21 protein-coding genes and 1 pseudogene are annotated in these 23789 nt (G+C 50.6%); 9 read left to right on the forward strand and 13 right to left on the reverse strand.

The genetic code is table 11. The features are described 5' to 3' along the window. Positions 1 to 268 precede the first annotated feature (268 nt). The gene (locus tag ACUVQO_RS01500; protein ID WP_445924129.1) at positions 269 to 1471 is read right to left on the reverse strand and encodes a M20 family metallopeptidase; all 1203 of its coding nucleotides are present in this window, start codon (positions 1469 to 1471) and stop codon (positions 269 to 271) included. A gap of 79 nt (positions 1472 to 1550) precedes the next feature. On the opposite strand from ACUVQO_RS01500, the pseudogene ACUVQO_RS01505 reads away from it, so the two are divergent. Continuing rightward, positions 1551 to 2444, forward strand: a pseudogene (locus ACUVQO_RS01505) (bestrophin family protein). 69 nt (positions 2445 to 2513) lie between these two features. Beyond that, positions 2514 to 3686, forward strand: coding sequence for a DNA double-strand break repair nuclease NurA (locus ACUVQO_RS01510; protein WP_445924130.1), 1173 nt, complete (start codon positions 2514 to 2516; stop codon positions 3684 to 3686). A 111-nt stretch (positions 3687 to 3797) separates the two neighbouring features. Here the strand turns inward: ACUVQO_RS01510 and tkt are convergent, their stop codons facing one another. From tkt to acpP, 3 genes are all read right to left on the reverse strand, one after another. Beyond that, positions 3798 to 5810: a transketolase gene (tkt, locus tag ACUVQO_RS01515; RefSeq protein ID WP_445924131.1), complete on the reverse strand. Its 2013-nt coding sequence runs from the start codon at positions 5808 to 5810 to the stop codon at positions 3798 to 3800. Positions 5811 to 6015: 205 nt separating this feature from the next. After that, entirely contained in the window at positions 6016 to 7269 is a 1254-nt protein-coding gene (gene fabF, locus ACUVQO_RS01520) for a beta-ketoacyl-ACP synthase II (RefSeq protein WP_445924132.1), read from the reverse strand. Positions 7270 to 7463: 194 nt separating this feature from the next. Continuing rightward, the gene (acpP, locus tag ACUVQO_RS01525) at positions 7464 to 7715 is read right to left on the reverse strand and encodes an acyl carrier protein (RefSeq protein ID WP_445924133.1); all 252 of its coding nucleotides are present in this window, start codon (positions 7713 to 7715) and stop codon (positions 7464 to 7466) included. Between the two features lie 357 nt (positions 7716 to 8072). Here acpP and ACUVQO_RS01530 point away from each other — a divergent pair, with 357 nt between their 5' ends. Then, complete coding sequence (locus tag ACUVQO_RS01530) at positions 8073 to 8978, forward strand: CoB--CoM heterodisulfide reductase iron-sulfur subunit B family protein (RefSeq protein ID WP_445924134.1); 906 nt, start codon at positions 8073 to 8075, stop codon at positions 8976 to 8978. 227 nt (positions 8979 to 9205) lie between these two features. Here the strand turns inward: ACUVQO_RS01530 and ACUVQO_RS01535 are convergent, their stop codons facing one another. Beyond that, a complete protein-coding gene (locus tag ACUVQO_RS01535; protein WP_445924135.1) occupies positions 9206 to 9400 on the reverse strand; it encodes a hypothetical protein in 195 nt (64 codons plus the stop codon). A 270-nt stretch (positions 9401 to 9670) separates the two neighbouring features. Between ACUVQO_RS01535 and psaC the strand changes: the two genes are divergently transcribed. Next, complete coding sequence (psaC, locus tag ACUVQO_RS01540; RefSeq protein WP_012411495.1) at positions 9671 to 9916, forward strand: photosystem I iron-sulfur center protein PsaC; 246 nt, start codon at positions 9671 to 9673, stop codon at positions 9914 to 9916. A 153-nt stretch (positions 9917 to 10069) separates the two neighbouring features. On the opposite strand, the gene ACUVQO_RS01545 is transcribed toward psaC, so the two are convergent. The 3 genes from ACUVQO_RS01545 to ACUVQO_RS01555 form a co-directional block, all read right to left on the reverse strand. Next, the gene (locus tag ACUVQO_RS01545) at positions 10070 to 11074 is read right to left on the reverse strand and encodes an Hpt domain-containing protein (protein ID WP_445924136.1); all 1005 of its coding nucleotides are present in this window, start codon (positions 11072 to 11074) and stop codon (positions 10070 to 10072) included. A gap of 254 nt (positions 11075 to 11328) precedes the next feature. Beyond that, positions 11329 to 11721, reverse strand: a complete 393-nt coding sequence (locus tag ACUVQO_RS01550; protein ID WP_445924137.1) for an ATP-dependent Clp protease proteolytic subunit — start codon at positions 11719 to 11721, stop codon at positions 11329 to 11331. 478 nt (positions 11722 to 12199) lie between these two features. Further along, positions 12200 to 12790, reverse strand: coding sequence for a styrene monooxygenase/indole monooxygenase family protein (locus ACUVQO_RS01555; RefSeq protein ID WP_445924138.1), 591 nt, complete (start codon positions 12788 to 12790; stop codon positions 12200 to 12202). A 336-nt stretch (positions 12791 to 13126) separates the two neighbouring features. Between ACUVQO_RS01555 and bchI the strand changes: the two genes are divergently transcribed. From bchI to ACUVQO_RS01575, 4 genes are all read left to right on the forward strand, one after another. Continuing rightward, positions 13127 to 14239: a magnesium chelatase ATPase subunit I gene (gene bchI / locus ACUVQO_RS01560; protein ID WP_445924139.1), complete on the forward strand. Its 1113-nt coding sequence runs from the start codon at positions 13127 to 13129 to the stop codon at positions 14237 to 14239. 18 nt (positions 14240 to 14257) lie between these two features. After that, positions 14258 to 15190, forward strand: a complete 933-nt coding sequence (locus ACUVQO_RS01565; RefSeq protein ID WP_445924140.1) for an amino acid ABC transporter permease — start codon at positions 14258 to 14260, stop codon at positions 15188 to 15190. A 1-nt stretch (position 15191) separates the two neighbouring features. Next, positions 15192 to 16298 carry an amino acid ABC transporter permease gene (locus ACUVQO_RS01570; RefSeq protein ID WP_445924141.1) on the forward strand — a complete coding sequence of 369 codons (1107 nt, stop codon included), beginning with the start codon at positions 15192 to 15194 and terminating at the stop codon, positions 16296 to 16298. Between the two features lie 95 nt (positions 16299 to 16393). After that, positions 16394 to 17140, forward strand: coding sequence for an amino acid ABC transporter ATP-binding protein (locus tag ACUVQO_RS01575; RefSeq protein ID WP_445924142.1), 747 nt, complete (start codon positions 16394 to 16396; stop codon positions 17138 to 17140). A 265-nt stretch (positions 17141 to 17405) separates the two neighbouring features. Here the strand turns inward: ACUVQO_RS01575 and ileS are convergent, their stop codons facing one another. The 5 genes from ileS to ACUVQO_RS01600 all read right to left on the reverse strand — a co-directional run bounded on the left by ileS (position 17406) and on the right by ACUVQO_RS01600 (position 22601). Continuing rightward, on the reverse strand, positions 17406 to 20339 hold the full coding sequence (gene ileS, locus ACUVQO_RS01580; RefSeq protein WP_445924143.1) for an isoleucine--tRNA ligase: 2934 nt from the start codon (positions 20337 to 20339) through the stop codon (positions 17406 to 17408). A 178-nt stretch (positions 20340 to 20517) separates the two neighbouring features. Next, on the reverse strand, positions 20518 to 20625 hold the full coding sequence (locus tag ACUVQO_RS01585) for a DUF29 family protein (RefSeq protein ID WP_445924202.1): 108 nt from the start codon (positions 20623 to 20625) through the stop codon (positions 20518 to 20520). Between the two features lie 363 nt (positions 20626 to 20988). Beyond that, positions 20989 to 21240 carry a DUF7219 family protein gene (locus tag ACUVQO_RS01590; RefSeq protein WP_445924144.1) on the reverse strand — a complete coding sequence of 84 codons (252 nt, stop codon included), beginning with the start codon at positions 21238 to 21240 and terminating at the stop codon, positions 20989 to 20991. Positions 21241 to 21513: 273 nt separating this feature from the next. Further along, positions 21514 to 22047, reverse strand: coding sequence for a YbjN domain-containing protein (locus ACUVQO_RS01595; RefSeq protein WP_445924145.1), 534 nt, complete (start codon positions 22045 to 22047; stop codon positions 21514 to 21516). 35 nt (positions 22048 to 22082) lie between these two features. After that, positions 22083 to 22601: an FTR1 family protein gene (locus tag ACUVQO_RS01600; protein ID WP_445924146.1), complete on the reverse strand. Its 519-nt coding sequence runs from the start codon at positions 22599 to 22601 to the stop codon at positions 22083 to 22085. Between ACUVQO_RS01600 and ACUVQO_RS01605 the strand changes: the two genes are divergently transcribed. After that, positions 22576 to 23775: a two-partner secretion domain-containing protein gene (locus ACUVQO_RS01605; protein WP_445924147.1), complete on the forward strand. Its 1200-nt coding sequence runs from the start codon at positions 22576 to 22578 to the stop codon at positions 23773 to 23775. The two genes, ACUVQO_RS01600 and ACUVQO_RS01605, sit on opposite strands and share 26 nt — an antisense overlap. Positions 23776 to 23789: the final 14 nt, after the last annotated feature.

Here is a 23789-nt window from a genome sequence, read left to right on the forward strand (position 1 = left end):
GCTTCGCATACAGCGCGGGACTTATAGCTCCCCCAACCCCTCAATAGTTAAAGGGCCGCTTAAAAATTTTAAGGTTGATCACTCCAGATGCTTATATCGGATTGGTTAGCCCAGCATAACGCATCAAAGCCTCAAGGTGATGTTACGGCAATCACCTAACTCATCATTCTGTTATTAGTCATTCGTTCTTTGTCGTTCATTCGCTGAAGTACCTGAAAAAACAAGTCTTCTCATAGGGCAACCTGTAAGGTCTCCTGGCTTCTGGTTCTCAGGGGCCTGGGTTGAGTAGGGGTAATGAATGATGCCAGTATTTACAGGCGGCATAGGCAAGCGTGACTACCCCAGTCACGATCGCGGACTCATCCACTTCAAACTGAGGGTGATGCAGGGGCGGATTGGGCCGATCTCGATACCCCACTCCTAGCCGAAACATACTGCCAGGTGCATATTGCAGGTAGACGGAAAAATCCTCTGCACCTAAGGAGGGTTCCTGAATAATCTGCACGCTGCTGTCTCCCCAGGATTCTCTGGCTGCCAATTCTAGCAGTTGGGTCAGGGTGACATCGTTTTGAACAGAAGGTACACCGCGCCGATATTTGTATTCATACCGAGCACCAAAGGAGTGACATACCCCAGCCACAATGTTTTCAATCCATTCCGGGAGAGACTCACTGGTGTCGGGATACAGCGATCGCACTGTTCCTAATAATCGCACTTGATCGGCAATCACGTTGGGTGCCCGTCCGCCTTGAATTTGTCCGATCGTCAGTACGAGGGGATGTAAGGGATTTTGGGTGCGGCTGATCGCTTGCTGCAGGGTCGTGATGACTTGAGCTGCGATCCACACAGCATCGATCGCCTCATGAGGCCGAGCGCCATGCCCCGACTCTCCCATAATGACAATTTCCAGATCATCTGCCGCTGCCGTCAAGGCCCCGTATCGGATGCCCACCACTCCTGCTGGAATTGACGGAAACACATGCGCTGACAGTATTCCAGAAACCCCCTCCATCACGCCGTCCTGAACCATCCAGGTAGCGCCCTGAGCAATTTCCTCAGCCGGCTGAAACAGAAACCGCACATTTCCGGAGAGAGCTTCCGACAACTGGGACAAAACCATAGCCGTGCCCAATCCCACCGTGGTGTGAACATCATGACCGCAGGCGTGCATCACTCCGGCTTGCCGTGAGGCAAAGTCTAATCCAGACCGTTCCTGAATTGGTAGGGCATCCATATCGGTACGAATGGCCAGCAGTCTGGAATCGGTTCCCTGCCCCTGCAGTTCCCCTACTACTCCTACCTTGCCAATTCCTTCTTTAACCTGTAGGCCACAGGAGGAGAGTACGCCAGCTACATAGGCGGCTGTCTGATATTCTTGACCACTCAGTTCTGGGTGGCTGTGCAAGTGGCGACGAATCTCGATCAGGCGAGGAGCAAGGTTAGCCGCAAGGTCTTTGATTTGACTCAGCATGAAGATGAATATTGGTGCTTTACCTCATGATAAGAGTTGTTAAGCTTACTCTGATCCCGAACCCCGATCTGCACTTGGTATGTTTACAGAACGCAAAAACTGGTTTCGCATGGCACTGCAGCTAAAAGGCTCCGTGATTCCTTCTATTTTGGGGCGTACCCTACTGTGTGGCGTGTTTGGGATTCTCATTTCGCTGCTGCTTTATATTCAGATTCCTATTGCCCTGCCAATCCTGGCCAGCTTGATTCCTAATATTGTGCTGGGATTGTTGCTGGTATTTCGGACAAATATAGCCTACGAGCGGTTTTAGGAAGGTCGCAAAATTTGGGGAACGTTAGTCAACACCTCTCGTAATCTGGCTCGACAAATCTGGATTATGGTTCCGGCCTGATCGCTGGAGGAACGTGACCAGAAGGCTATGGTATTGCACCTGTTGGTTGCCTTTGCCGTTGCTACGAAGTTGCATTTAAGGCAGGAGTGGATTAGTGAAGAGTTGGAAACCCTGATGCCTGCAGACCAATTTCAGAAATTGCAGGGAATGCATCATCCGCCTCTAAAGATTGCTTTTTGGATTGGTGATTATTTGTAGCAACAGTATGAGCGGCGGCTATTAGATAGTTACCAACTGATGTCTCTGCAAAATCTGTTAAACACTCTGGTAGATTGTGTTGGTGGTTGTGAACGGATTCTCAAAACTCCAATGCCTTTAGCCTATGCCATTCACCTGAAGCAGTTATTGCTATTGTATTGTCTGTTGCTTCCATTTCAGGTTGTTGGCACCTTGGGCTGGTGGACAGGCTCGATCGTGATGCTGATTAGCTTGACACTGTTCGGCATTGAAGAAATTGGGATTGAGATTGAAAATCCCTTTGGTCATGATCCCAATGACCTACCACTGGATACGATTTGTGACACTATGCTTCTCAATATTAATGACTTAATGACTCTGCCTCCCTGGACAGAAACTCTCTAACAGCAGCGGTGATTGCCCGATCGCCCCCATCCTTTAAAGATCAGATGGATTATAATATCGAAAAACCTCATGCCTCTCAAACCCTCCCAAATTCTCGCGCTCTTGCAGGCTAAACGATCGCACTTTCAAACCTTCGATCAGGCGGCGTTGCAAGCCTTACAGAAATATCGGGCAGCGCTGGCAGAAGCCTCCCAAGACTCTGAGAAAGCTCTGCTAGAGCAACTGAGCTGCTTTAATTCCGACGATTGGGGGGCAGAGCCGTTAGAGCCTCTGGGCGATTGCCCCAATTGGGTGATTCGGTCTGGATTGGTGTGGCAGAGCCGGGAAGAGAGCTATCAGTGGGTGCGCGATCGGCTCACAGGAATTTCCACCTTTGCTGTTGATGGTTCGCAAATTTATCCCGGCAAGGATTTGTCGATTCCTGTGGCGCTGGTGCAAATTGGCTGGTTTGAGAATCTGCACCGCACGGATGGCTACTACGAAAAGGATATTGACCTGGATGTGATGACCCCAACTGATTTGCAGGTCAATAGCAGTGCTGATCCGGTTGATCGGCGGGTGAATATGCGCCGGTTTGAGATGGAAACTGAACGGCTGATCCAGTATATGAACGATCGCTCCGGATGCAAGAATTGTCTAGCCTTTCTGGATGGCTCCCTGGTTACTACATTTGCCGAAGCCTTTGATGAAGAAACTCGTCGCTTTTATGTCAACTGCATTGTGGAGTTGTTGCAGGCCAGTAAGCAGTACTGTGTCCCCCTGGTCGCCTACATCGATACCACCTATGCTCGTGATGTAACGGTCATGTTGCAACGGTTGTTTACCTTACCTGAAGCGTCCTCTATTCACGATGCTGCATTATTGGGAAAGCTAATGCACTGGGGCGATCGCACGCCTTTATTTCGCTGCCGGAGATCGGGTATTCTCAAAAGTTATCCTGCCAACATTTCTGACCAGATTGGCTTTACCTACTTAAAAGCTCATGAAGGTTATCCAGTGCGTCTGGAAGTACCCCTCTGGGTGTACGAAGCCAATTTACTGGAAACGGTACTGGATTGGGTACGCGGCGAAATTATCATTGGCGGTGGCTATCCTTACGTGATTGAAACGGCCGATCAGACAGCGGTGTTAAAGGCTGAAGATCGTCAGATGTTTTTCCGGCTTCTCCAAGATTGGGCTGACTCGGAAGACTTAAATTTGCGCCTCTCCCGCAAAATGGTCAGTAAAGTCCGCCGCCGCTAATCCATAATAAACAGGATGGGTAGAGTTAAACCTACCCATCCTGTTTATTAATCAGGATTGACACAGGCTGGTATCCTTTTGCCTATCCTCTAGCTTTTTAGAGATGAGGGATTAGCCTAGAAGTGCCTTAGCTTTGGCAACTACGTTGTTTACGGTGAAGCCAAATTTCTCCATGCAAACTCCGCCGGGAGCCGAAGCACCAAAGCGATCAATGCTGACAGTTGCCCCTTCATCACCCACGAACTTGCACCAGCCAAAGCTAATCCCTGCTTCTACCGCCAACCGCTTCTTCACGGCTTTGGGCAGGATGGATTCCTGATAGGCCGCGTCCTGAGCTTCAAACAGTTCCCAGGAAGGCATAGACACGACCCGGACTTTCTTACCTTCGCTGGTCAGTTGTTCCGCAGCCTTAACGCAAAGTCCCACTTCTGAACCAGTCCCGATCAGAATCAAGTCAGGCGTGCCTTCACAATCGACTACCGCATAGGCTCCTTTTTCCACGCCTTCAATGGAGGATCCAGCCAGGTTGGGCAGGTTTTGCCGGGAGAGAGCCAGCAGCGTAGGACGATTTTGCTTGGCGTACTCGATCGCCACTTTGTAAGCTCCAGAGGTTTCTGTACCATCGGCTGGACGCAGAACGGTCAGGTTGGGAATAGCTCGTAAAGAGGCGATTGTTTCCACAGGTTGGTGGGTGGGACCGTCTTCGCCAAGGGCGATCGAGTCGTGGGTCATCAACCAGATCACGCCCACGTGAGATAGGGCTGAGAGGCGGATGGAAGCCCGCATATAATCGGTGAAGACCAGGAAGGTGGCACCGTAGGGAATCAGGCCAGATCCATGCAGAGCGATGCCATTACAAATGGCACCCATGCCGTGTTCCCGCACCCCAAACCGGATATTGCGGTTTTGATATTGGCCCTTTTGGAAGTCACCAAATCCTTTCAGTTCGGTCAGGTTGGAGTGGGTCAGGTCAGCGGAACCCCCAAATAATTCAGGCAAGACGGGAGCCAGAGCATTCAGGCAGTTCTCAGAATGCTTCCGGGAAGCCAGTTCCTTGTCTTCGGGTTTGTAAGTGGGTAGCACCTTATCCCAGCCATCGGGTAGTTTGCCGCTTAGTAAGCGCTCAAATTCAGCCGCTTCCTGAGGGTATTTCGTTTTGTATTGCGCCCAGGTTTCTTGCCATTCGGCTTCGTTGCTGGCTCCCCGTTCCACCGCCTGACGCATGTGATTGAGGGCATCTTCGGGAATGACAAAGGGGTCGTAGCTCCAGCCTAATTGTTCACGGGTCAACTTCACTTCATCGGCACCGAGAGCTGCTCCGTGAACGCCAGCGGTATTAGCTTTATTGGGGGAACCGTAACCAATGGTTGTTGTCACTTTAATCATCGAAGGTCGATCGGTAACGGCTTTGGCTTCGGCGATCGCTTTGGCAATTCCCTCTAAATCAGTGTTGCCGTTGGGCACATGCAGCACATGCCAGCCGTAAGCTTCAAATCGCTTCGAGACATCTTCAGTAAAGGCAATGTCGGTCGAGCCATCGATCGAAATATGGTTGTCGTCGTACAGGGCGATCAGTTTACCCAGCCCTAAATGACCAGCCAGGGAGCAGGCTTCACCAGATACCCCTTCCATGTTGCAGCCGTCACCCAGGATGACATAGGTGTAGTGGTCAACCAGGGTCAGATCAGGTTTATTAAACCTGGCAGCCATGTGCGCTTCTGCCATTGCTAGCCCAACGGCATTGGCAATTCCCTGTCCGAGGGGACCAGTGGTGACTTCCACCCCTGGGGTTTCAAAGTTTTCGGGGTGTCCTGGCGTTCTGGATTCCCACTGGCGGAACTGTTTAATGTCATCCAGCGTCACGCTGTCGTAGCCAGTCAGGTACATTAAGGCGTACTGCAACATGCAGCCGTGACCTGCAGAGAGTACAAAGCGATCGCGGTTATACCATTTGGGATTTTTCGGGTTAAACCGCATAAATTGATCCCACAGCACAAAGGCCATTGGAGCCGCGCCCATCGGTAGCCCTGGGTGGCCGGACTTTGCCTTTTCCACAGCGTCAATTGCCAGAAAGCGAATCGAGTTAATGCACAGTTCTTCAAGTGTTTGAGTTGCGACAGCCATATTCCTAGTTGGTGACGGGTTGTTGGAGACGGGTTAATGTAAACCTGAGATTTAAAAATCGGGTAGATAGACCACCCGATTGCTACTAAGCCTATCATCCCATTAACAGAGAGAATAGGCAATAATCCCTATTGAAAAAACTAATAAGAGATGATTAATCTCCTTTCGTTGCCTTCAAAGGGTAGAGCAGGGAGAGTGGGGGCTACTATTCAACGAACTTCTTGAATACTAAGGTGACGTTGTGACCGCCAAACCCAAAGGAATTGGACAGTGCTACGGTCACGGTTTGCTCACGGCTGGTATTGGGCACGTAATCCAGATCGCAATCAGGGTCAGGATGCTGCAAATTAATTGTGGGAGGTACGCGATCGTTCGCGATCGCCATCACGGTCGCCACGGCTTCAATACCTCCCGATCCGCCTAGCAGGTGGCCCGTCATTGACTTTGTTGAACTAATGGCCACCTGATAGGCGTGTTGCCCCAACGCTTTCTTAATCGCAGCGGTTTCAGTGGAATCGTTAGCAGGAGTGCTAGTGCCATGAGCATTGATATAACTCACCTGCTCTGGGGTGATATTGGCATCCTTTAAGGCCAGGGAAATTGCTCTGGCGGCTCCTTCACCACCAGGTACCGGGGAAGTCATGTGATAAGCGTCACAGGTCATCCCATAGCCGACGATTTCGCCATAGATGCGGGCACCCCGTGAGAGGGCATGTTCTAGAGACTCCAGTACCAAAATGCCAACCCCTTCGCCCATGACAAAGCCATCCCGGTCTTTATCAAAGGGACGGCTGGCGTGGATGGGATCATCGTTACGGGTGGACAGCGCTTTACAGGCGGCAAATCCAGCCAGGGAAAGGGGAGTTACGGCTGCTTCCGTACCGCCACAAATCATGGCCTGGGCATACCCTTGCTGAATCAGACGAAAGGCATCCCCGATCGCATTGGAGCCAGCCGCGCAGGCTGTAACAGGGCAGGAATTTGGCCCTTTCGCTCCCAAATGAATCGCCGTCAAGCCAGCAGCCATATTGGCGATCATCATGGGAATCATGAACGGGCTACAGCGATCCGGCCCCTTGGTCAGATACACTTCCTGCTGGTCTTCTAACACTTTCAGGCCGCCAATTCCCGTCCCAATTAGGACACCAATTTGCTCGGCGTTCAGGTCGTTGATTGTTAGTTGGGCATCTGCGATCGCCTGCTTACTGGCAGATACTGCAAACTGGGCAAACCGATCCATCCGTTTTGCTTCCTTCCGATCCAGGTAAAGCAACGGGTCGTAACCTTTGACTTCCCCAGCAAACCGACAGTCATGCCGGGAAGCATCAAATAACGTAATCGGGCCAATACCATTACGCCCACTCATTAACCCTTCCCAATACTCGGTCAGGTTGTTTCCAATTGGTGTAATCGCGCCCAGTCCAGTGACAACAACGCGCTTACGATCAACATTTGCCATGATTTCAACGTCAGAAAGTGGAATACCGGGAACGCAAAATAAGTGTTAAGTATTGAGTTCTAAGTTTTAAGTCGAAGTTCTTAACCAATAAGCTTAAAACTCAAGATTTATAACTACCCCTGGGTATTGAGTTTTGAGGTGAAGCCCTTGACGAACAAAACTTAAAACTCAAAACTTAGCCCTAGGCTAAGGCCCTAAGCGGAGGCTGCGACCTTGTTGCTGATATAGTCAACAGCGGCTTGAACAGTAGCGATTTCTTCTGCTGCTTCGTCAGGAATTTCAATTTCAAACTCCTCTTCGAGCGCCATCACAAGTTCAACTGTATCCAGGGAGTCAGCCCCCAGGTCGTTGGCAAAGCTGGCTTGAGGAGTTACCTCACTAATATCGACTCCTAATTGTTCAGCTACAATCTTCTGAACTTTCTCAAAAATTTCTGATTCGCTCATAAACTCCCTCGTTGGATGCAGTGGTAATTACATACCCATTGTTCAGATTTGCTCTCAGGTGCAGATCACAAGTCTGATTCCAGTCTCGTTATCCGCTATACCTTTTTGAGCATCTATACATATTATCTGAAAGCGCGATCGCTCAGTAGCACAGGTAGACGCTTTCCAGAAACCGGATTTTTTGCGAGAAACCCGATTTCTTTCGCCAGGGCATCCTGCTTTCTGTAAGCAGCCTTTGGAAACCGGGTTTCTGGTTTCCTGACGAATTGATTAAGAATTTTGGAAAAACTTTCTTTAGGTAGGGATGATGGAGAGGTGGTGCAAAAATCCTTTAACGCGCATCGCGGTTTTTATCTTATGGTCGCAAAATCTTTGAAGTATGCCTATTTTCCTGGTTGTGTGGCTCAAGGAGCCTGTCGGGAGTTGTACCAGAGTACCGAGAAGTTAACCCAAGCCCTGGGAATTGAACTGATTGAACTGAAAAAGGCTTCCTGCTGTGGTTCCGGTACGTTTAAAGAAGATTCTACCCTGCTGGAAGATACGGTCAATGCTCGTAACATTGCCTTGGCGGAAGAATTGAACCTTCCCCTGTTGACCCACTGCAGTACCTGTCAGGGTGTGATTGGGCATGTAGACGAACGTCTGAAACAAGCTCAACAGCGGAATCCCACTTATGTGGAGCAGGTGAATGACTTGCTGCAACAGGAAGGTTGTTCCCCTTACAGGGGTACCACGGAAGTCAAACATCTGCTTTGGGCCTTGGTAGGAGACTATGGACTGCAGGCTTTACAGGAGAAAGTTACCCGAAAACTGGAAGGGCTGAACTGCGCGGCCTTTTATGGTTGCTATCTGTTGCGGGTTCAAGATCATTTGCCCTTCGACGATCCCTACAATCCGCAATCAATGGAAAGTGTCTTTCGTGCAGTTGGAGCCACTCCCGTTGAGTACCAGGGACGCACCCAGTGTTGTGGCTGGCCGCTCTCTAGTTATGCCACGGAGCAGGCATTTCAGATTGCAGGTAAACATATTCAAGCGGCGATCGCGGCAGGCGCAGATTGCATCGTTACTCCCTGCCCCCTGTGTCACCTCAATTTAGATGCCCGTCAGCCAGAGGTGGAAAAGGCAATCGGCGATCGTCTGGGCTTACCCATTCTTCATTTACCTCAGTTGATTGCCTTAGCATTGGGGATCAGTTCTCAAGAGTTGGGACTCGATCGTCACATCGTCCCCACCCATTCCGTATTGACTAAATTAGGGGTATAAAACTTCGGGTCAGGCCTGTCATTCGTCATTTGTCATTGCACCATCATCTGACAAGGGACAAATGACGAATGACCAATACCTGCTTACTCAATGCCCAGGTAGGTCTTTAGAAACCACTTCTTCACCTTAGAAACGCCCAAGACTCCACCGCTACCATCTTTTTCGGTCAGGGAAAAGCCGATCAGGTCTGCGAAATCCTTATCGGTTATCTCGCCAGATTGGTGCTTCTAGAACGCATCAACCACCTTGATGAGTTCATCCACTGAAAATAGGTAGCCATTCTTAGCCGCAAAATCGGCGACAACTGGTGCTCGTTCTCCTTTAAGCGCTGCCGATTCCGCTGGATCTAATTCGGCTTCAGTACTGATATTGCCATCTCCGACCCCCAGCAACGCTTCCAACTGTTGGCGTAGGGTTTCCATCTTCAGCAGTCTTCTACATGAATTTCAAAACGGTTGCAGTTGCCATATCAAGTACATCCCACTTAATTTTGTTGCTTTCCTTTCTTTACTTCCACGTAAGGCTTTCAACACTATTACGTTGTTTAAACTTTTGCGCCCTTTTGCTGAGAGTGCCTTCAAGGGTAGGGTAAACTTAGCCTTGATCCAAAGGTTTGACGGCAAATGCGCTGTTAAATCGACGGGCTGATAAATATTGCGAAGTGTCAAGCAATCATTGGAGCCTTTAATAACATGTCTCATACCGTCAAAATTTATGACACCTGCATTGGTTGCACCCAGTGCGTCCGGGCTTGCCCCACTGACGTCCTAGAGATGGTTCCCTGGGACGGATGCAAAGCAGCTCAAATTGCTTCTTCTCCTAGAACAGAAGACTGTGTAGGTTGCAAACGTTGCGAAACGGCTTGCCCTACCGACTTCTTAAGCATTCGTGTTTATCTGGGAGCAGAAACAACCCGCAGCATGGGGTTGGCTTATTAGAAAGCGCTTTTACGCGATCTTTTTGTATGTGGATCAAACAATTAAGGGGAGAATCATTCTCCCCCTTTTCATGGTTTGGATTGCCTTCTGATTGGTATTGGATTTACCACGCTTGGCAGTAAATAACTGGCGACGAATGATCAATGACAACCTTTACTGAATCGCTTTCATAATAAAGTCTGCCAGTTCGATCAATTGTTCCTTGTTAAAGGTGTCCAGCAAAACCCTGGCTGCTGCCCGTGGCTCTAAAGGAATCGTGGTTTGATTGGCGCGACTATGACTGACAGATAACTCTGCCGGACGCACTGCAGATTGAATCGGAGGTTGAATCGGTAGCGGAACTGGCGTAGCAGACGGAGGAATGAGGTTAGGTAGGGGATTAAACCCTCCAGCCAATTTCTGTAGAGTGGTACTGGCGATTACTTCCCCTGGACGACCTGCTACCAGTAAATCTCCAGCCTGCTTAAGTTCCTTGATGATGACGGGAGCCAGAGCAGCGTAGGAGTTTTGAGAATTTCCGATCGCCTCTTTCGCACATTGCAGCATTCCCCGCCACTCCGTTGCCGGACTCAATGCCTCTAACCGCCCACATAACAGAGTGAGTTGCTGACGGGTGACTGGAGTATCGCCTTGCTTGAACAACTGCAGCATTTTCTTGAGGACTGCATGGATGAAGGCGGGAACTTCTGCGCTCAGTTTGGCTGAATTGGTAGCCACTGGCTTCTGGGTAGCCGCCCCTTTGCCAGCTTCTATGAGTCGATTTAAGTAGGTCTGTAAGTTAGAGAAGACCGGTTGTGAGGTTTTTATAATCTCTGCAGCCTGAGCTTCCTGGAATCCATAGGGCGATTGCAGAGCTTCCACCAGTTCCTTTAAAGCATCAAATCCCTTAAGAAACAGATCTTCAAGCTGGCGATCGGGCCGCACGGAATTCTCTTTCAGAATTTTGAAACAATCCTCTAGATGGTGAGCCACGCGATGAATGCTGTCAAATCCCAACATCGCCGCGCCCCCCTTGATGGAATGAGCTGCCCGAAACAACTCATTTAACTGCTCAGCATCGGCCAGCGTGGCCTGTAAATCCAGTAAGCCCTGTTCGATCGTATCGAGGTGTTCTTTCGCTTCCTCGATAAAAAATCCCATGATTTGCTGTTGTTTCATCGCTTGCACAGTCTCGTTTCCCCCTACGTGCTAACGTCGTTTACCTGAAAAGACTGAGTCTCTTTGATCTTGCTTTTTCAATATGCCCTGTGGCGGTCACTTCGTATCGCTTTACAGGAACTTCATGGGGGGAATGGGTTGATGGGGTAATGGGTGGTAAAGGCGTTTTGACGAAGACGTTTCTACTTGAGGGGACGGGTTGCGGAGGGCAACTGATTGATGGTTTGATCCACGATGCCATAGGCTTTCGCTTCCTAGGCAAACATATAAAAATCACGATCGGTATCCACTTCAATCCGTTTCAAGGGCTGTCCAGTCATTTCACTGAGCAGACGATTAAGTAAGCTCCGGAGGTACAAAATTTCCTTCGCTTCGATCGCAATATCACTGGCTCGCTCTGTAACACCGCTCCATGGTTGATGAATCATAATGCGTGTGTGGGGTGAAGCAACCCGCTTTCCTTTGGTGCCACTGGCTAACAAAATGCTGGCCATCGAACTGGCCTCTCCCAAGCCAACGGTTACAACATCGGATTGCAAAGAACGAATGGTGTCGTAGATGGCCAAACCTGCGGTAATGTCTCCGCCAGAAGAGTTGATGTAGAGATAAATGTCTTTTCCGGGTGATTTGCGATCGAGGTAAAGCAATCGGCAATGACTGATTCTGCCAGACCTAGATGAATTTCCCCAGTGAGCAATACGACTCTTTCTTGATCGAACCACTCATTAATGCCAACCTCTGCCTTGGTGCGAGAGTCAGTTGGATCTGTTACCTTAGCAGTGTTTGTACCTTCAAAGTGGGGGCCAGCTTTCTTAATCTGCTGCCCTGCAAATGCTGGAGGGCCGACCATTAACATCAGCATTCCGATCGCAAGGGAAGAGACAGAAAGCAGAACCCCCTGAAAATTTTTGCTGCTCATCAGATTATGTACCCGCCCTTCTGCTAAAAGCCTTTTTCCTCGTCCAATTTTATCGCTTCGATAGAGATTTTTAGGATTGGTTAGGGCATTCCCAAAAGGGAGGGCAGGAAATGTCACCAGACCGTTAGGCGGCGATCAGTTCTTCACTCTGCAAATTCATCTCTGGTTTGGGAGCATTTCTCCGAACCAGGTAATTCTGGGTTGCTTCAGGAATAAAGAACCAGGGGAAAAGGCTGGTGGAAAATTTCGCCAACTCCAGGCAGAATCATTTGCTGGAAGATATGGGAATCAGTAGAGTGACTGCTCAATCCGGTGAAGATGCCTCCAGCCAGTCGGCGGGCGGGGTTTTTGTGAGTCGAACGTTGAGCATCCCGCTGGAAGAGGGCGGAAAGAGGACCCTTACCTGCTGCGACAACGACCAGATCATAAGCTTGGGCACAGTACTCCAAATCAGGGAGAGTCATTTCCTGAACCACCAATTTGCCTCCCTGATGCACAAACTCCTGCATCCATCGGGAAAATTTCAGCCGCTGATCAATCGCTTGCCAGGGCCGATCCAGATTGAAGGATAAGGTGAGAGCCGGATTTCCATCGGGGCCAGAAACACGGGTATGCAGGTTGTGACACCCGGAAAAGGAGGGTTCCCAAAAGTTCAGTCCCAGATGCCGTTCAATCTGGAGGGCTGGGTCAAACAAAACGGCTAATCCAGTGGGTTTTCCATGCAGCATTGCTTCAGGGGTACGATCGGAAAACAGCGTCACGCTGTAACCAGCTTCCAGTAAACCAAAGCCCAGCACCAGTCCAGCCTAACCCGCCCCAATAATTGCCACGTTTCGCATACTGAATCCTACCTTCTGAATGGATATATGAGTTACTTCACTCGTTGTTCTCAGGGATACGCACGCCAGGCAGATTTGGATCAGGTGGGGATGGGGGATGAGGAATTAGCACCCTAGAACCGCCGGATACTTTTCTAATTCAGTAGAGCACTCCATTTCAGAGGTCAAATCGGTAGGGTCTATGTGGCACAATGAAGAGCAGTTCTTATGATTGTGTGCAAAAGCTACAGGAATAGTTGGAGGTTAGTTTTTGCAGGCGATCGCACTCTACTGTCCAGTTCTTCAGGTAAGCCCGTGAGTCCCACTGCGAACGTAATTTCTACTGAAAATGGTCGGTCTGTTCACACGGCTGCGGCTGTGCGGCAGCGGCCCGTCTTTCCCTTTACGGCAATTGTTGGTCAGGAAGAAATGAAACTGGCCCTCTTGCTGAATGTGATTGATCCCAAGATTGGGGGTGTGATGATTATGGGCGATCGCGGCACGGGCAAGACGACAACCATTCGTGCCTTGGCGGATCTGCTACCAGAAATTGAAGTTGTGGCCGATGATCCCTTCAACAGTCACCCCCGCGACCCGGAACTGATGGGCGATGAGGTACGGCAACAGGTGGCCCAAGGCGTGGATTTGCCGATCGCGCTGAAAAAAGTGCCGATGGTGGATTTGCCTCTGGGGGCAACGGAAGATCGGGTGTGCGGCACGATCGATATTGAAAAGGCCCTCTCAGAAGGGGTAAAGGCCTTTGAACCGGGTCTGCTGGCAAAGGTGAACCGGGGCATTCTCTACGTGGACGAGGTAAACCTGCTGGATGATCACCTAGTGGATGTGCTGCTCGATTCTGCGGCCTCTGGCTGGAACACGGTGGAACGGGAGGGCATTTCTGTGCGTCATCCGGCTCGCTTTGTGCTGGTCGGTTCTGGCAACCCAGAAGAGGGTGAATTGCGGCCTCAGTTGCTCGATCGCTTTGGGATGCACGCGGAGATTCATACCGTGAAAGAGCCAGCCTTACGGGTACAAATCGTTGAGCAACGTACCGAATTTGACCAGGATCCCCAGGCTTTTCTGGAACGCTATCAGGCGCAGCAAAATGAAATGCGGCAAAAACTGGTGGATGCTCAGGTCCGACTCCGGCAGGTTACGATCGATCCCGATCTGCGAGTCAAAATTTCCCAGGTTTGTGCCGACTTAGATGTGGATGGCTTGCGGGGAGATATTGTCACCAATCGGGCCGCGAAAGCGCTGGCTGCCTTTGAAGGTCGGACTGAAGTCACCGTCAATGATATTCGCCGAGTCATAACCCTGTGTTTGCGCCATCGCTTGCGGAAGGATCCCCTGGAGTCGATCGACTCTGGCTACAAGGTGGAAAAGGTCTTCAATCAAGTTTTTGGTGAAGCACCCACCGAGGCTTAATATTGAGCCAGGTGAATTGTGAACGGTCCAACCTCAACTCCTTCAATCTGGCGGACGGTACAGTTCTGGCGCTTTGTCGGACAGGCGATCGCGGTCGTTTGTGTAATTGCCCTCCTGAGTTTTCTCTGGATTAACCTCACCCGCAACTTGCAGCGATTGGGATTGGGGCTGGGATTTGGCTTTCTCCGCTCTCAGGCCGGATTTACGATCGGCGAAAGTCTGATTCCCTACCAATCCTCAGACACCTACGGACAAGCATTGCTGGTGGGATTGGTCAACTCGCTGAGTGTGATTATTACCGGAATCGGGCTGGCCACGGTCATCGGTCTGATTGCGGGAATTGTGCGACTGTCGAATAACTGGCTGGTGCGGCATCTGGCGCTGGTCTATGTAGAAGTGCTGCGAAATACTCCCCTGTTGCTGCAGCTTTTCTTCTGGTATTTCGCCGTGTTTCTGAGCCTGCCGAAACCAGATAACCCCGTGCAATGGTTGGGATTCAGCTTCAGCAATGGTGGCATTGCCTTACCGGGAGGCTGGCGGCTCACCCCCGAATTTTCCGCCCTACTGCTGGGCTTGGCCATCTACACCGGCACCTTCATTGCTGAAATTGTCCGGGGTGGGATTCAGTCTGTTCCCAAAGGCCAGTGGGAAGCAGCCCGATCGCTCGGCCTCAGACCTAACTTGACGATGCGATTGGTGATTCTCCCGCAGGCACTCCGGGCGATCATTCCACCGCTGGGGAATCAGTATTTGAATCTGGCGAAAAATTCCAGTTTAGCGATCGCCGTCGGTTTCCCCGATCTGTATGCCGTTGCCTCGACCACCTTCAACCAGACTGGACGGGCCGTGGAAGTGATGATCCTGATTTCTGTCGCTTACCTGACCATTAGCCTCACCATTTCTCTGCTCCTGAATCTTTATAATCGCCGTGTGCAACTGGTAGAACGCTGATATGGTTCCTCGCGATCAACCCTTTCCTGCCAACCGAATCCCATCCAGTCTTCTTCGCTGGCTGCGCAAAAACCTGTTCGACGGCTGGTTTAACAGTCTGCTAACGCTGGTGTGTCTGTGGCTATTGGTGCAGGGCATCCCCCGATGTGCTGGTTGGATATTCACTCAGGCGCAATGGGCAGTTGTTACCAATAACCTCCGGTTATTTTTTGTCGGACGCTATCCCCAGGATCAGGTATGGCGTTTGTGGATTGTGCTGGCGATCGTCCTGGCATGGGTGGGATATGGCATCTGGCAGGCGGTAGGGAAACGAAGAAAGCAGGAGAGGAGAGAGCGGGGAAGTAGGGGAGTGGAGGAGTGGAGGAGTGAAGGTGCAAAGTTGTTTCAACGTCTGCCCCTGATGCTGGTTCCTGTCAGCCTAGTGGTGGGTTTGTGGTTGATTGGCGGGGGAGTGGGGCTAAGTCGGGTGCCGACCAGTCTCTGGGGTGGGTTGATGCTGACGTTGTTGGTGTCGATCGCTAGTATTGTGCTGGCCTTTCCCCTGGGGGTGTTGCTGGCCCTAGGACGACAGAGTACCTTACCTGTCCTGAAAGGATTTTGTACCACCTATATTGAACTGATTCGCGGTTTACCGTTAATTGGCATTTTGTTTATGGCTCAGGTAATGCTGCCGCTGGTCTTGCCGGGACAGCCAAATATTGACCGGATTGTGCGGGCGATCGCGGGACTCGTCCTGTTCAATGCTGCCTACCTGGCCGAAAATGTGCGCGGTGGCCTACAGGCGATTCCCCGAGGCCAAACCGAAGCCGCGCAAGCACTGGGACTGAATACTTCCCTCACCCTGTCCTTAATCGTGCTGCCGCAAGCCCTCCGGATTGCCGTCCCAGCGATCGTCGGTCAATTCATTTCCCTGTTTAAAGACACCTCACTGCTCGCCCTCTTTGCCCTGGTGGAACTTACCGGGATAGCGCGATCGGTGCTGGCGCAACCCCAATTTCTGGGTCGCTATGCAGAAGTTTACCTGTTTGTCGGGCTATTGTATTGGATATTCTGCTACACCATGTCCACCGTCAGTAAACGCCTGGAACACCCCGCTCGCAACAGATAAGCATATCACCCATACCAAATGACTAGAGACGGGCACCCTTCTCCCACTCTCCCACCCTCCTTATCTTCCCTACTCTCTACTCCCACTCCAACCCCATGTCCACCAACCCGACCCAACCGATCATCATCGCTGAAGACGTTCATAAGTGGTATGGCAAGTTTCATGTTTTGCAGGGAGTCAGCCTCACCGTCCAGCGCGGAGAAGTTGTTGTGATCATGGGGCCATCCGGTTCTGGGAAATCCACCTTTATCCGCACCTTCAATGCTCTGGAAGACTATCAGCAGGGCCGAATTCTGATTGATGGGATTGAACTGTCGCAGGATTTGCGGAATATTGAAGCAATCCGGCAGGAAGTGGGGATGGTGTTTCAGCAATTCAATCTATTTCCCCATCTGACGGTACTGGAAAATATCATGCTGGCTCCCCGCTGGGTGCGGAAGTGGAAGCAGGGACAGGCCCAGGAAGTGGCAATGCAGTTACTGGAACGAGTCGGCATTTTAGAACAGGCTCACAAGTATCCCGGTCAACTGTCTGGCGGACAACAGCAGCGAGTCGCGATCGCCCGTGCCCTGGCCATGCAACCCAAAATCATGCTGTTTGATGAACCGACTTCAGCCCTGGATCCAGAAATGGTGCGGGAAGTGCTGGATGTGATGCAGTCCTTAGCCCAATCGGGGATGACGATGGTAGTCGTGACCCATGAAGTGGGATTTGCCCGTGAGGTGGGCGATCGCGTGGTCTTAATGGCCGATGGACAAATCGTAGAAATCGCCCCACCCACTGAGTTTTTTACCAGTCCCCAACAAGAGCGATCGCAACGGTTTCTATCACAGATTCTTTGATGAGGCGATCGCTGCCATCACCAGACCGGCCAACCTGGCAGCAACAGTGAGGCTGAACCGCTGTATGTGCAAGCATTGGGCATTCTGTTTAGCCGCTTAGGCGAGGATCATCCGAATACTCAAACTGTATTCAACAACTTCGCAGACATGTTACAGCAAACTCTGACCGAGGGGCGCACGGCTGAATTGTCCAACCATCCACTCACTCAAGCCCTACTAGGGTGGTCACCGCTTCAGTGATTGCCAGAGTTTGTACCATGAGCGTTTAGAAGTTGCCCTCCAGTGCCGAAATGCAGCGTTCGCAGAGCAACGGATGTTCCTTGGATTGACCCACAAAGGTGGAGTAGTTCCAGCAGCGATCGCACTTCTTGCCGTCTGCTTTCACTACTCCAATACTTACGGTTTCCGTTTCAGCACTGTACTTTGCATCCGCCAGTTTTTCAACCGCATCCAGTACTTCTACTTGCGAGGTGAGGAAGAGGTAGCGAAGTTCGTCATTTAATTCTTGCAGCACTTTTCGCAGGTTAGAATCCGCAACAGCCAGCAGCAGTTTGGCTTCTAAAGAAGAGCCGATCGCCTTATCCGCCCGCGCTTTTTCCATCACTTTGTTGACTTCGGTGCGGATGTCGCGCAGTTGTTCCCATTTGGTGGCCAGTTTGGGTTGAAGCCACTGGTCTTCCAGCTTTACCCAACCTGCCTCAAAGACGGATTTGTAGGGGGTGGGGTAGGGCAGGAATTGCCAGATATCTTCTGCCAGGTGGGAGAGAACGGGGGCGATCGCCCGTGCCAGATTTTCCAGAGCAATCCACATCACGGTCTGGCAACTGCGGCGACGGGGAGAGTCAGGCGCACTGATGTACAATCGATCCTTGGCAATATCCAGATAGAAGTTGGACAGATCCACCACACAGAAATTCTGCACCGTCTGAAAGAAGCGGTAGAACTGGAAAGTATCAAACGCCTCGGTCACATCCTGAAAGACTTCGGTGATTCGGTGCAGCATATAGCGATCGAGTTCCGGCAACTGCTCATAAGGCGCAGCATTCTGAGCCGGATCAAAGTCATGCAAATTGCCCAGCAGGAAGCGAGCCGTGTTGCGAATTTTGCCGCGCACGTCGCCCAACTGTTTCAGGATATTTTTGCCGATCAGTACATCGGAAGTGTAATCGACAGAGGACACCCATAACCGCAATACATCGGCTCCGTAGGGAGGCTCCTCTTTCTGATTCTTGCCTCCATTAATGATGATCGCTGGATCCACTACATTGCCCAACGACTTACTCATCTTGCGACCCTGTTCATCCAGCGCAAAGCCGTGAGTGAGGACGATCTTATAGGGAGCATGACCATTTACCGCTACGCTGGTCAGCAAACTGGATTGGAACCAGCCCCGATGCTGATCCGATCCCTCCAGATACATATCGGCAGGATATTTAAGTTTTGAGTTTTGAGTTTTGAGTTTTGAGTTTTCTTCCGACTGAGAACTTAAAACTGAGAACTCAGCACTGTCCAGGACTGCAGCCCAAGAGGAACCGGAGTCAAACCAGACATCCATGGTATCGGTGCCTTTGCGGTAGGTTTTGCCGTTGCTACGGTAGGGTTCGGGCAGCAGATCGGCAACGGAGAGTTCCCACCAGGCATCCGAACCTTTTTCTGCAAAGATTGCTTGCACATGGGCGATCGTGGCCTCGTTCATCAGGGGTTCGTTCGTCTCCTCGTCATAAAACACGGGAATGGGAACGCCCCAACTGCGCTGCCGGGAGATACACCAGTCCGATCGCTCGGCTACCATTGGCGTGATCCGGTTTTCGCCCTGTGCCGGAATCCAGGTGACATCGGCGATCGCCTTCAGAGCTTGATCCCGGAATCCTTCTACAGAAGCAAACCATTGTTCGGTCGCTCGGAAGATCGTCGGTTTTTTGGTACGCCAGTCGTAGGGATACTTATGCACGTAAGGCTCTTCTTTCAAGAGAGATCCTGCTTCCTGCAGGGCGGCCACAACCGCTCCATTGCCCTCTGCTAGCACATTCAGTCCGGCAAAGGGGCCAGCTTCTTCCGTAAAGTTGCCGTCGTCGTCTACGGGGGAAAAGATCGGTAGTCCATAGCGCAGGCCTACATGATAGTCTTCTTGGCCATGACCAGGAGCGGTGTGTACCAGGCCAGTTCCAGACTCGGTTGTGACATAATCGCCACCAATCACGACTTTACTTTCCCGATTGAACAGGGGATGGCGATAGGTGATATGTTCCAGCAACTTGCCCATTACTGTTGCCTGCACCGTGAGAGTAGTCCCCAGAGTTTCCGAGAGGCGATCGACCAGATCCTTGGCCACGATCAGGTAGCGCATGGGGCCGATTCTGGTTTTTAGTGTTGCCAGTTCAGGGCCAACTTCCACCACGGCGTAGACCAACTCCGGATTGACACTGACGGCTAAATTGGCTGGAATAGTCCAGGGGGTCGTTGTCCAGATTGCGACTCCCAGTTCACCTAGAAACGGATCCAGGGGAGCCTGCAATGCGGGAGGCAGGTTAGTGACTTCAAAGGCGGCATAGAGCGATCGCGAGGTGTGGCCTTCAGGATATTCCAGTTCTGCTTCTGCCAGTGCCGTTTTAGAACTGGGACTCCAGTGGACAGGTTTGCGGCCTCGGTAGATGTAGCCCTTTGTCACCATTTGCCCAAACACGCCAATTTGTGCCGCTTCATAGGCGGGATTCAGGGTCAGATAGGGATGCTCCCAATCGCCCCATATGCCATAGCGTTGGAAACTGGCTCGTTGCTCATCCACCGTTTTCAGGGCAAATTCCTTCGCTTTCTGCCGCAGGCTTAACGGGGTGAGTTCCCGTCGTTGCTCTGGCTTCATAGCTTGCAACACTTTCAATTCAATGGGCAATCCATGACAATCCCAGCCAGGCACATAGCGAACTTTTCGCCCTTGCAACAGCCGATATTTATTAATAATGTCCTTGAGGATCTTATTCATGGCATGACCCATGTGCAGGGAACCATTAGCGTAGGGTGGCCCATCGTGCAGCACGAACACTTCACCGGGATTATGCTGTGACAGGCGATCGTAAATCTGATACTCTTTCCAAAACTTCTGAATCTCTGGTTCCCGTTTGACAGCATTCGCCCGCATATCAAACTGGGTCTTGGGAAGGTTAACAGTGTCTTTGTACGATCCGGGTTCTGTTGCAGCCATGTTAGGAGATTGGTTTTCTAGGGAATACAAGTGGTTGTAGTATTTGCAAGGAATTGTAGTATTTGTAGTATAACAATATCTTACAGCCTGCCAGTGTGTAGACATTATCTTGGACAATGCCTACAAGCTTCAAGTTTAACAATCGTTGATATTCCTGATGACACCTAACACGGCTGTTTTACTTAACCAGCCTTTCGATGTTTACCTGTTCCCACTGATGCGATCGCAACAACTGCCTTTGCTTCTGTGTCCACCCATAAAAATCTGACTCATACAGGAAAGCCATATTGAAACTGGGGCATTTGAAGTTGCTCAAGACGGTCTCAATGCTTCAGATCAGCGTGTTAGCACGTTACCCAGATACTTACATCTGGTCTGTGCGAATTGCCCATTGAGCAGTTCACCGAATTGGTCTGATGGGTTCAGTTATAGTTGAATGATTCTAGGGAGTGTCAGCGCAGGCCGTGAGAGGACATTTGAAAAGTATCTGGCAGTTAAAACCGCGACTACACCAACAAGGTTTGCCGACTCAGACTCAACAAAATCAAGGCTTTCAGTAACCGGCGTCGGCAGGTTTTCTTGGTATAGCCGCGACTTCAGTCGCCAGGGTGATTAAGTGATGACTTTAAAAATTACCAGTTTCGCCAAGCTACTCCTGGCCATCCTCATTAAAAGAAGACTGGCCAATGGCAAGTTGTTTGTGGCTGTGTTTTAGCTCTTCCCATAGAGCCTTGATTTGCTGGTAAGACTGCTCTGGAGAGATTTTACCGTTGGTTTCCAGACTGGAAATGTAACTAACACGCTGGGAAAACTTTTGTAAATTGGCGTTGAAGAGCAGGTTTTCTGGCTTGACCTGTCCCCGATAGCGAGCGCGGGGAAAAAGAAAGCTTTCCTTGCCCATTTTAAATCTCTCCTTTTTGCTAAAACACCGATTTACCAGAAGTTATAGGGCATACACACGAAGCCACCTAGTAGAACATGGGTCAAAGAGTTGGATTGCTCCCTTCTTTTTAACCTAAATTTAACCTATATATTCCACTATATTCCAATATATTCCAATCAGACTGTTTATCTAGAAGAAGCTTTAATCTTCCCTTAACCGTATTCTGTCAAATGAGTGAAATCTCTGTACTCATTACCCACTCATCAGAGGCGATCGCAGTGACATCGATGATTATTCTGGAACGATCGCGGATTTGATCTGACTGTGCAATTCATCAGTAGCCGCTGCCACCTGTTCTACAATCTCCTTAAATTCCTGGAAATCCATCGTGCGCCCGTTCACATCTGCCCGCAAGAACAGATCACCATCGTCATCAATTCCAACTTTTACGCTGTCTACTGTATTGTTGTACTTCAGCAATTTCAGATACAGATCCTGAGATGGTTTCAGATTCTTTTTGGCAGCTACTGGTACCCCAATTAAGACTAAGTCGGAATTAGGAATGGTACTCACATACACGTCGTAGCTTTTCCAGGATTTACCCTGATAGGGAATCGTCCATGTCGTATCAGAAACCTTGGTGTAGCTGCCACCAAACTGCTCCAGATATTGCCGAATTTTAGCCGCAGTGCTGCTTTGTCCCTGAGAAGCTGCAACTAATCTGGAGGAAAAAGAGACAGGCATAGCCTGAATGGGTGCAGGCCATGCTTCTATTAGCAAGATCAGCAGGGGAAGCACAGCCAATTGTCGTGTCTTTAATTTCACGTCCAAAATACTCCTCAAGGATGCCAGTAATTTATTTATCCTGAGTTTTGCAGCTTGCTCGCGCTGGTCGCTTTCCAGCCTGTCAGACTACGTAAATACAAACTGCCCACGATCGCCAGAAACGACACATAGGCGATCGCTTCTACTAAATAGAGTTGATCTTCGTAGCCAAACAGAGTGTGTAAAACGATGTCGGGAAACTGACGTTCGGGCAGAACTCTGTGGGTATCGAGCAGGAGTGGCCCCAGCAGACAAGTAGCGTTTGGCGCTGAGGGATTGGTAAAACAGATTGAGGCCGCTGGCTGGATTTGAGTGAGATAGGTGAGAGCGGCATCCAGATGAGCCAGGGCAGACACAACCAGTCCCGCCACGATCAGCAGTAGGAAAATCCCCATCACCTGAAAGAACAACCGCAGATTAATTTTGACTCCCAACTCAAAGAGCAACAGGCCAATTCCAACGGCAACGAGAATGCCAGAGATCGCGCCCAGAACTGGCAGCCAACCCTGCTGAAACTTGGTAGAGGTTTTGGCAACCAACCGCGCAATCGGCATGGTCTATACCGACTATTTCGATGTCAATCAACAGGGGCAGATTTTGGGCTATGGTCACCGCTGTCGCATTCCTTACTCGCCAGAGCGGCTGCTGGTGGACTTTATGACGTTTCATTTCCGGCTGTTGCGGCGATCGCTGTATGACCATGTGGGCGGGGTCGCTCGCTCCCTTAACTTTGTAGAAGACTACGATCTTTGCCTGCGGTTATCTGAAGTCACCCAAATTCATCATCTCCCACAACCGCTGTACTATTACCGCAACTATTCTCATAACGCTTCCCAACAACTCCGACTGGAACAAACTCTCCGATCCCGTGCTGTTGTTTTGTGGGTACTTCAGCGACGGGGCATGGCCAATACTCATCAGCTTGATGTGGATATATCGACTGGACGGTTTATTCTGCGGCAATTGGCATGGATGGCTTTCTTGCCGTTGCTGGCGACCTTGAATGCTGGAAAGGTTGAGGCTCAAGCGATCGCTCCGGCTAATGATGGCACCAATACAATTGTCACTCCGGTAGGCAATCAATTTAATATCACAGGAGGCACTCGGGCCGGAGCGAACCTGTTTCATAGCTTTCAACAATTTGGGCTGTCTCCGGGGCAAATTGCCAACTTCCTGGCCGAACCCCAGTTGCAAAACATTTTGGGACGGGTAGTGGGTAATACTCCTTCAGTGATTGATGGCCAGGTTCAAATTTCAGGAGGCACGCCAAACCTGTTTCTGCTCAATCCTGCCGGGATTATTTTTGGTGCCAATGCCAGTTTAAATGTGCCTGCCTCGTTCATGGCAACAACGGCTAACAGTATTGGATTTGCCAGTGGTCAGTTCAATGCTGCTGGTGCAAATGCCTACGCCGCTTTAACGGGTAATCCCGATCGCCTGATCTTCATGCATCCTCAACCGGGTGCGATCGTCAATGCGGGCAGCCTCAGTGTGCCATCTGGACAATCTTTAGCTCTGTTAGGTGGAACAGTCGTCAACACTGGCACCCTGTCTGCTCCAGGAGAACAGATTCTCGTTGCTGCCGTTCCTGGCTCTACCCTGGTTCGCTTCGCCCAACCGGGCAACCTCCTCAGCCTGGAATTGCAACCCCCAATCCCCAATCCCCGATCCCCGATCCTCAATCCTCACCCCTCTCCCTTCCCCAACTGCTCACCGGAGGAAACTTAAGCAGCGCTACTGGA

The sequence above is a fragment of the Leptodesmis sp. genome (genome assembly GCF_052746595.1).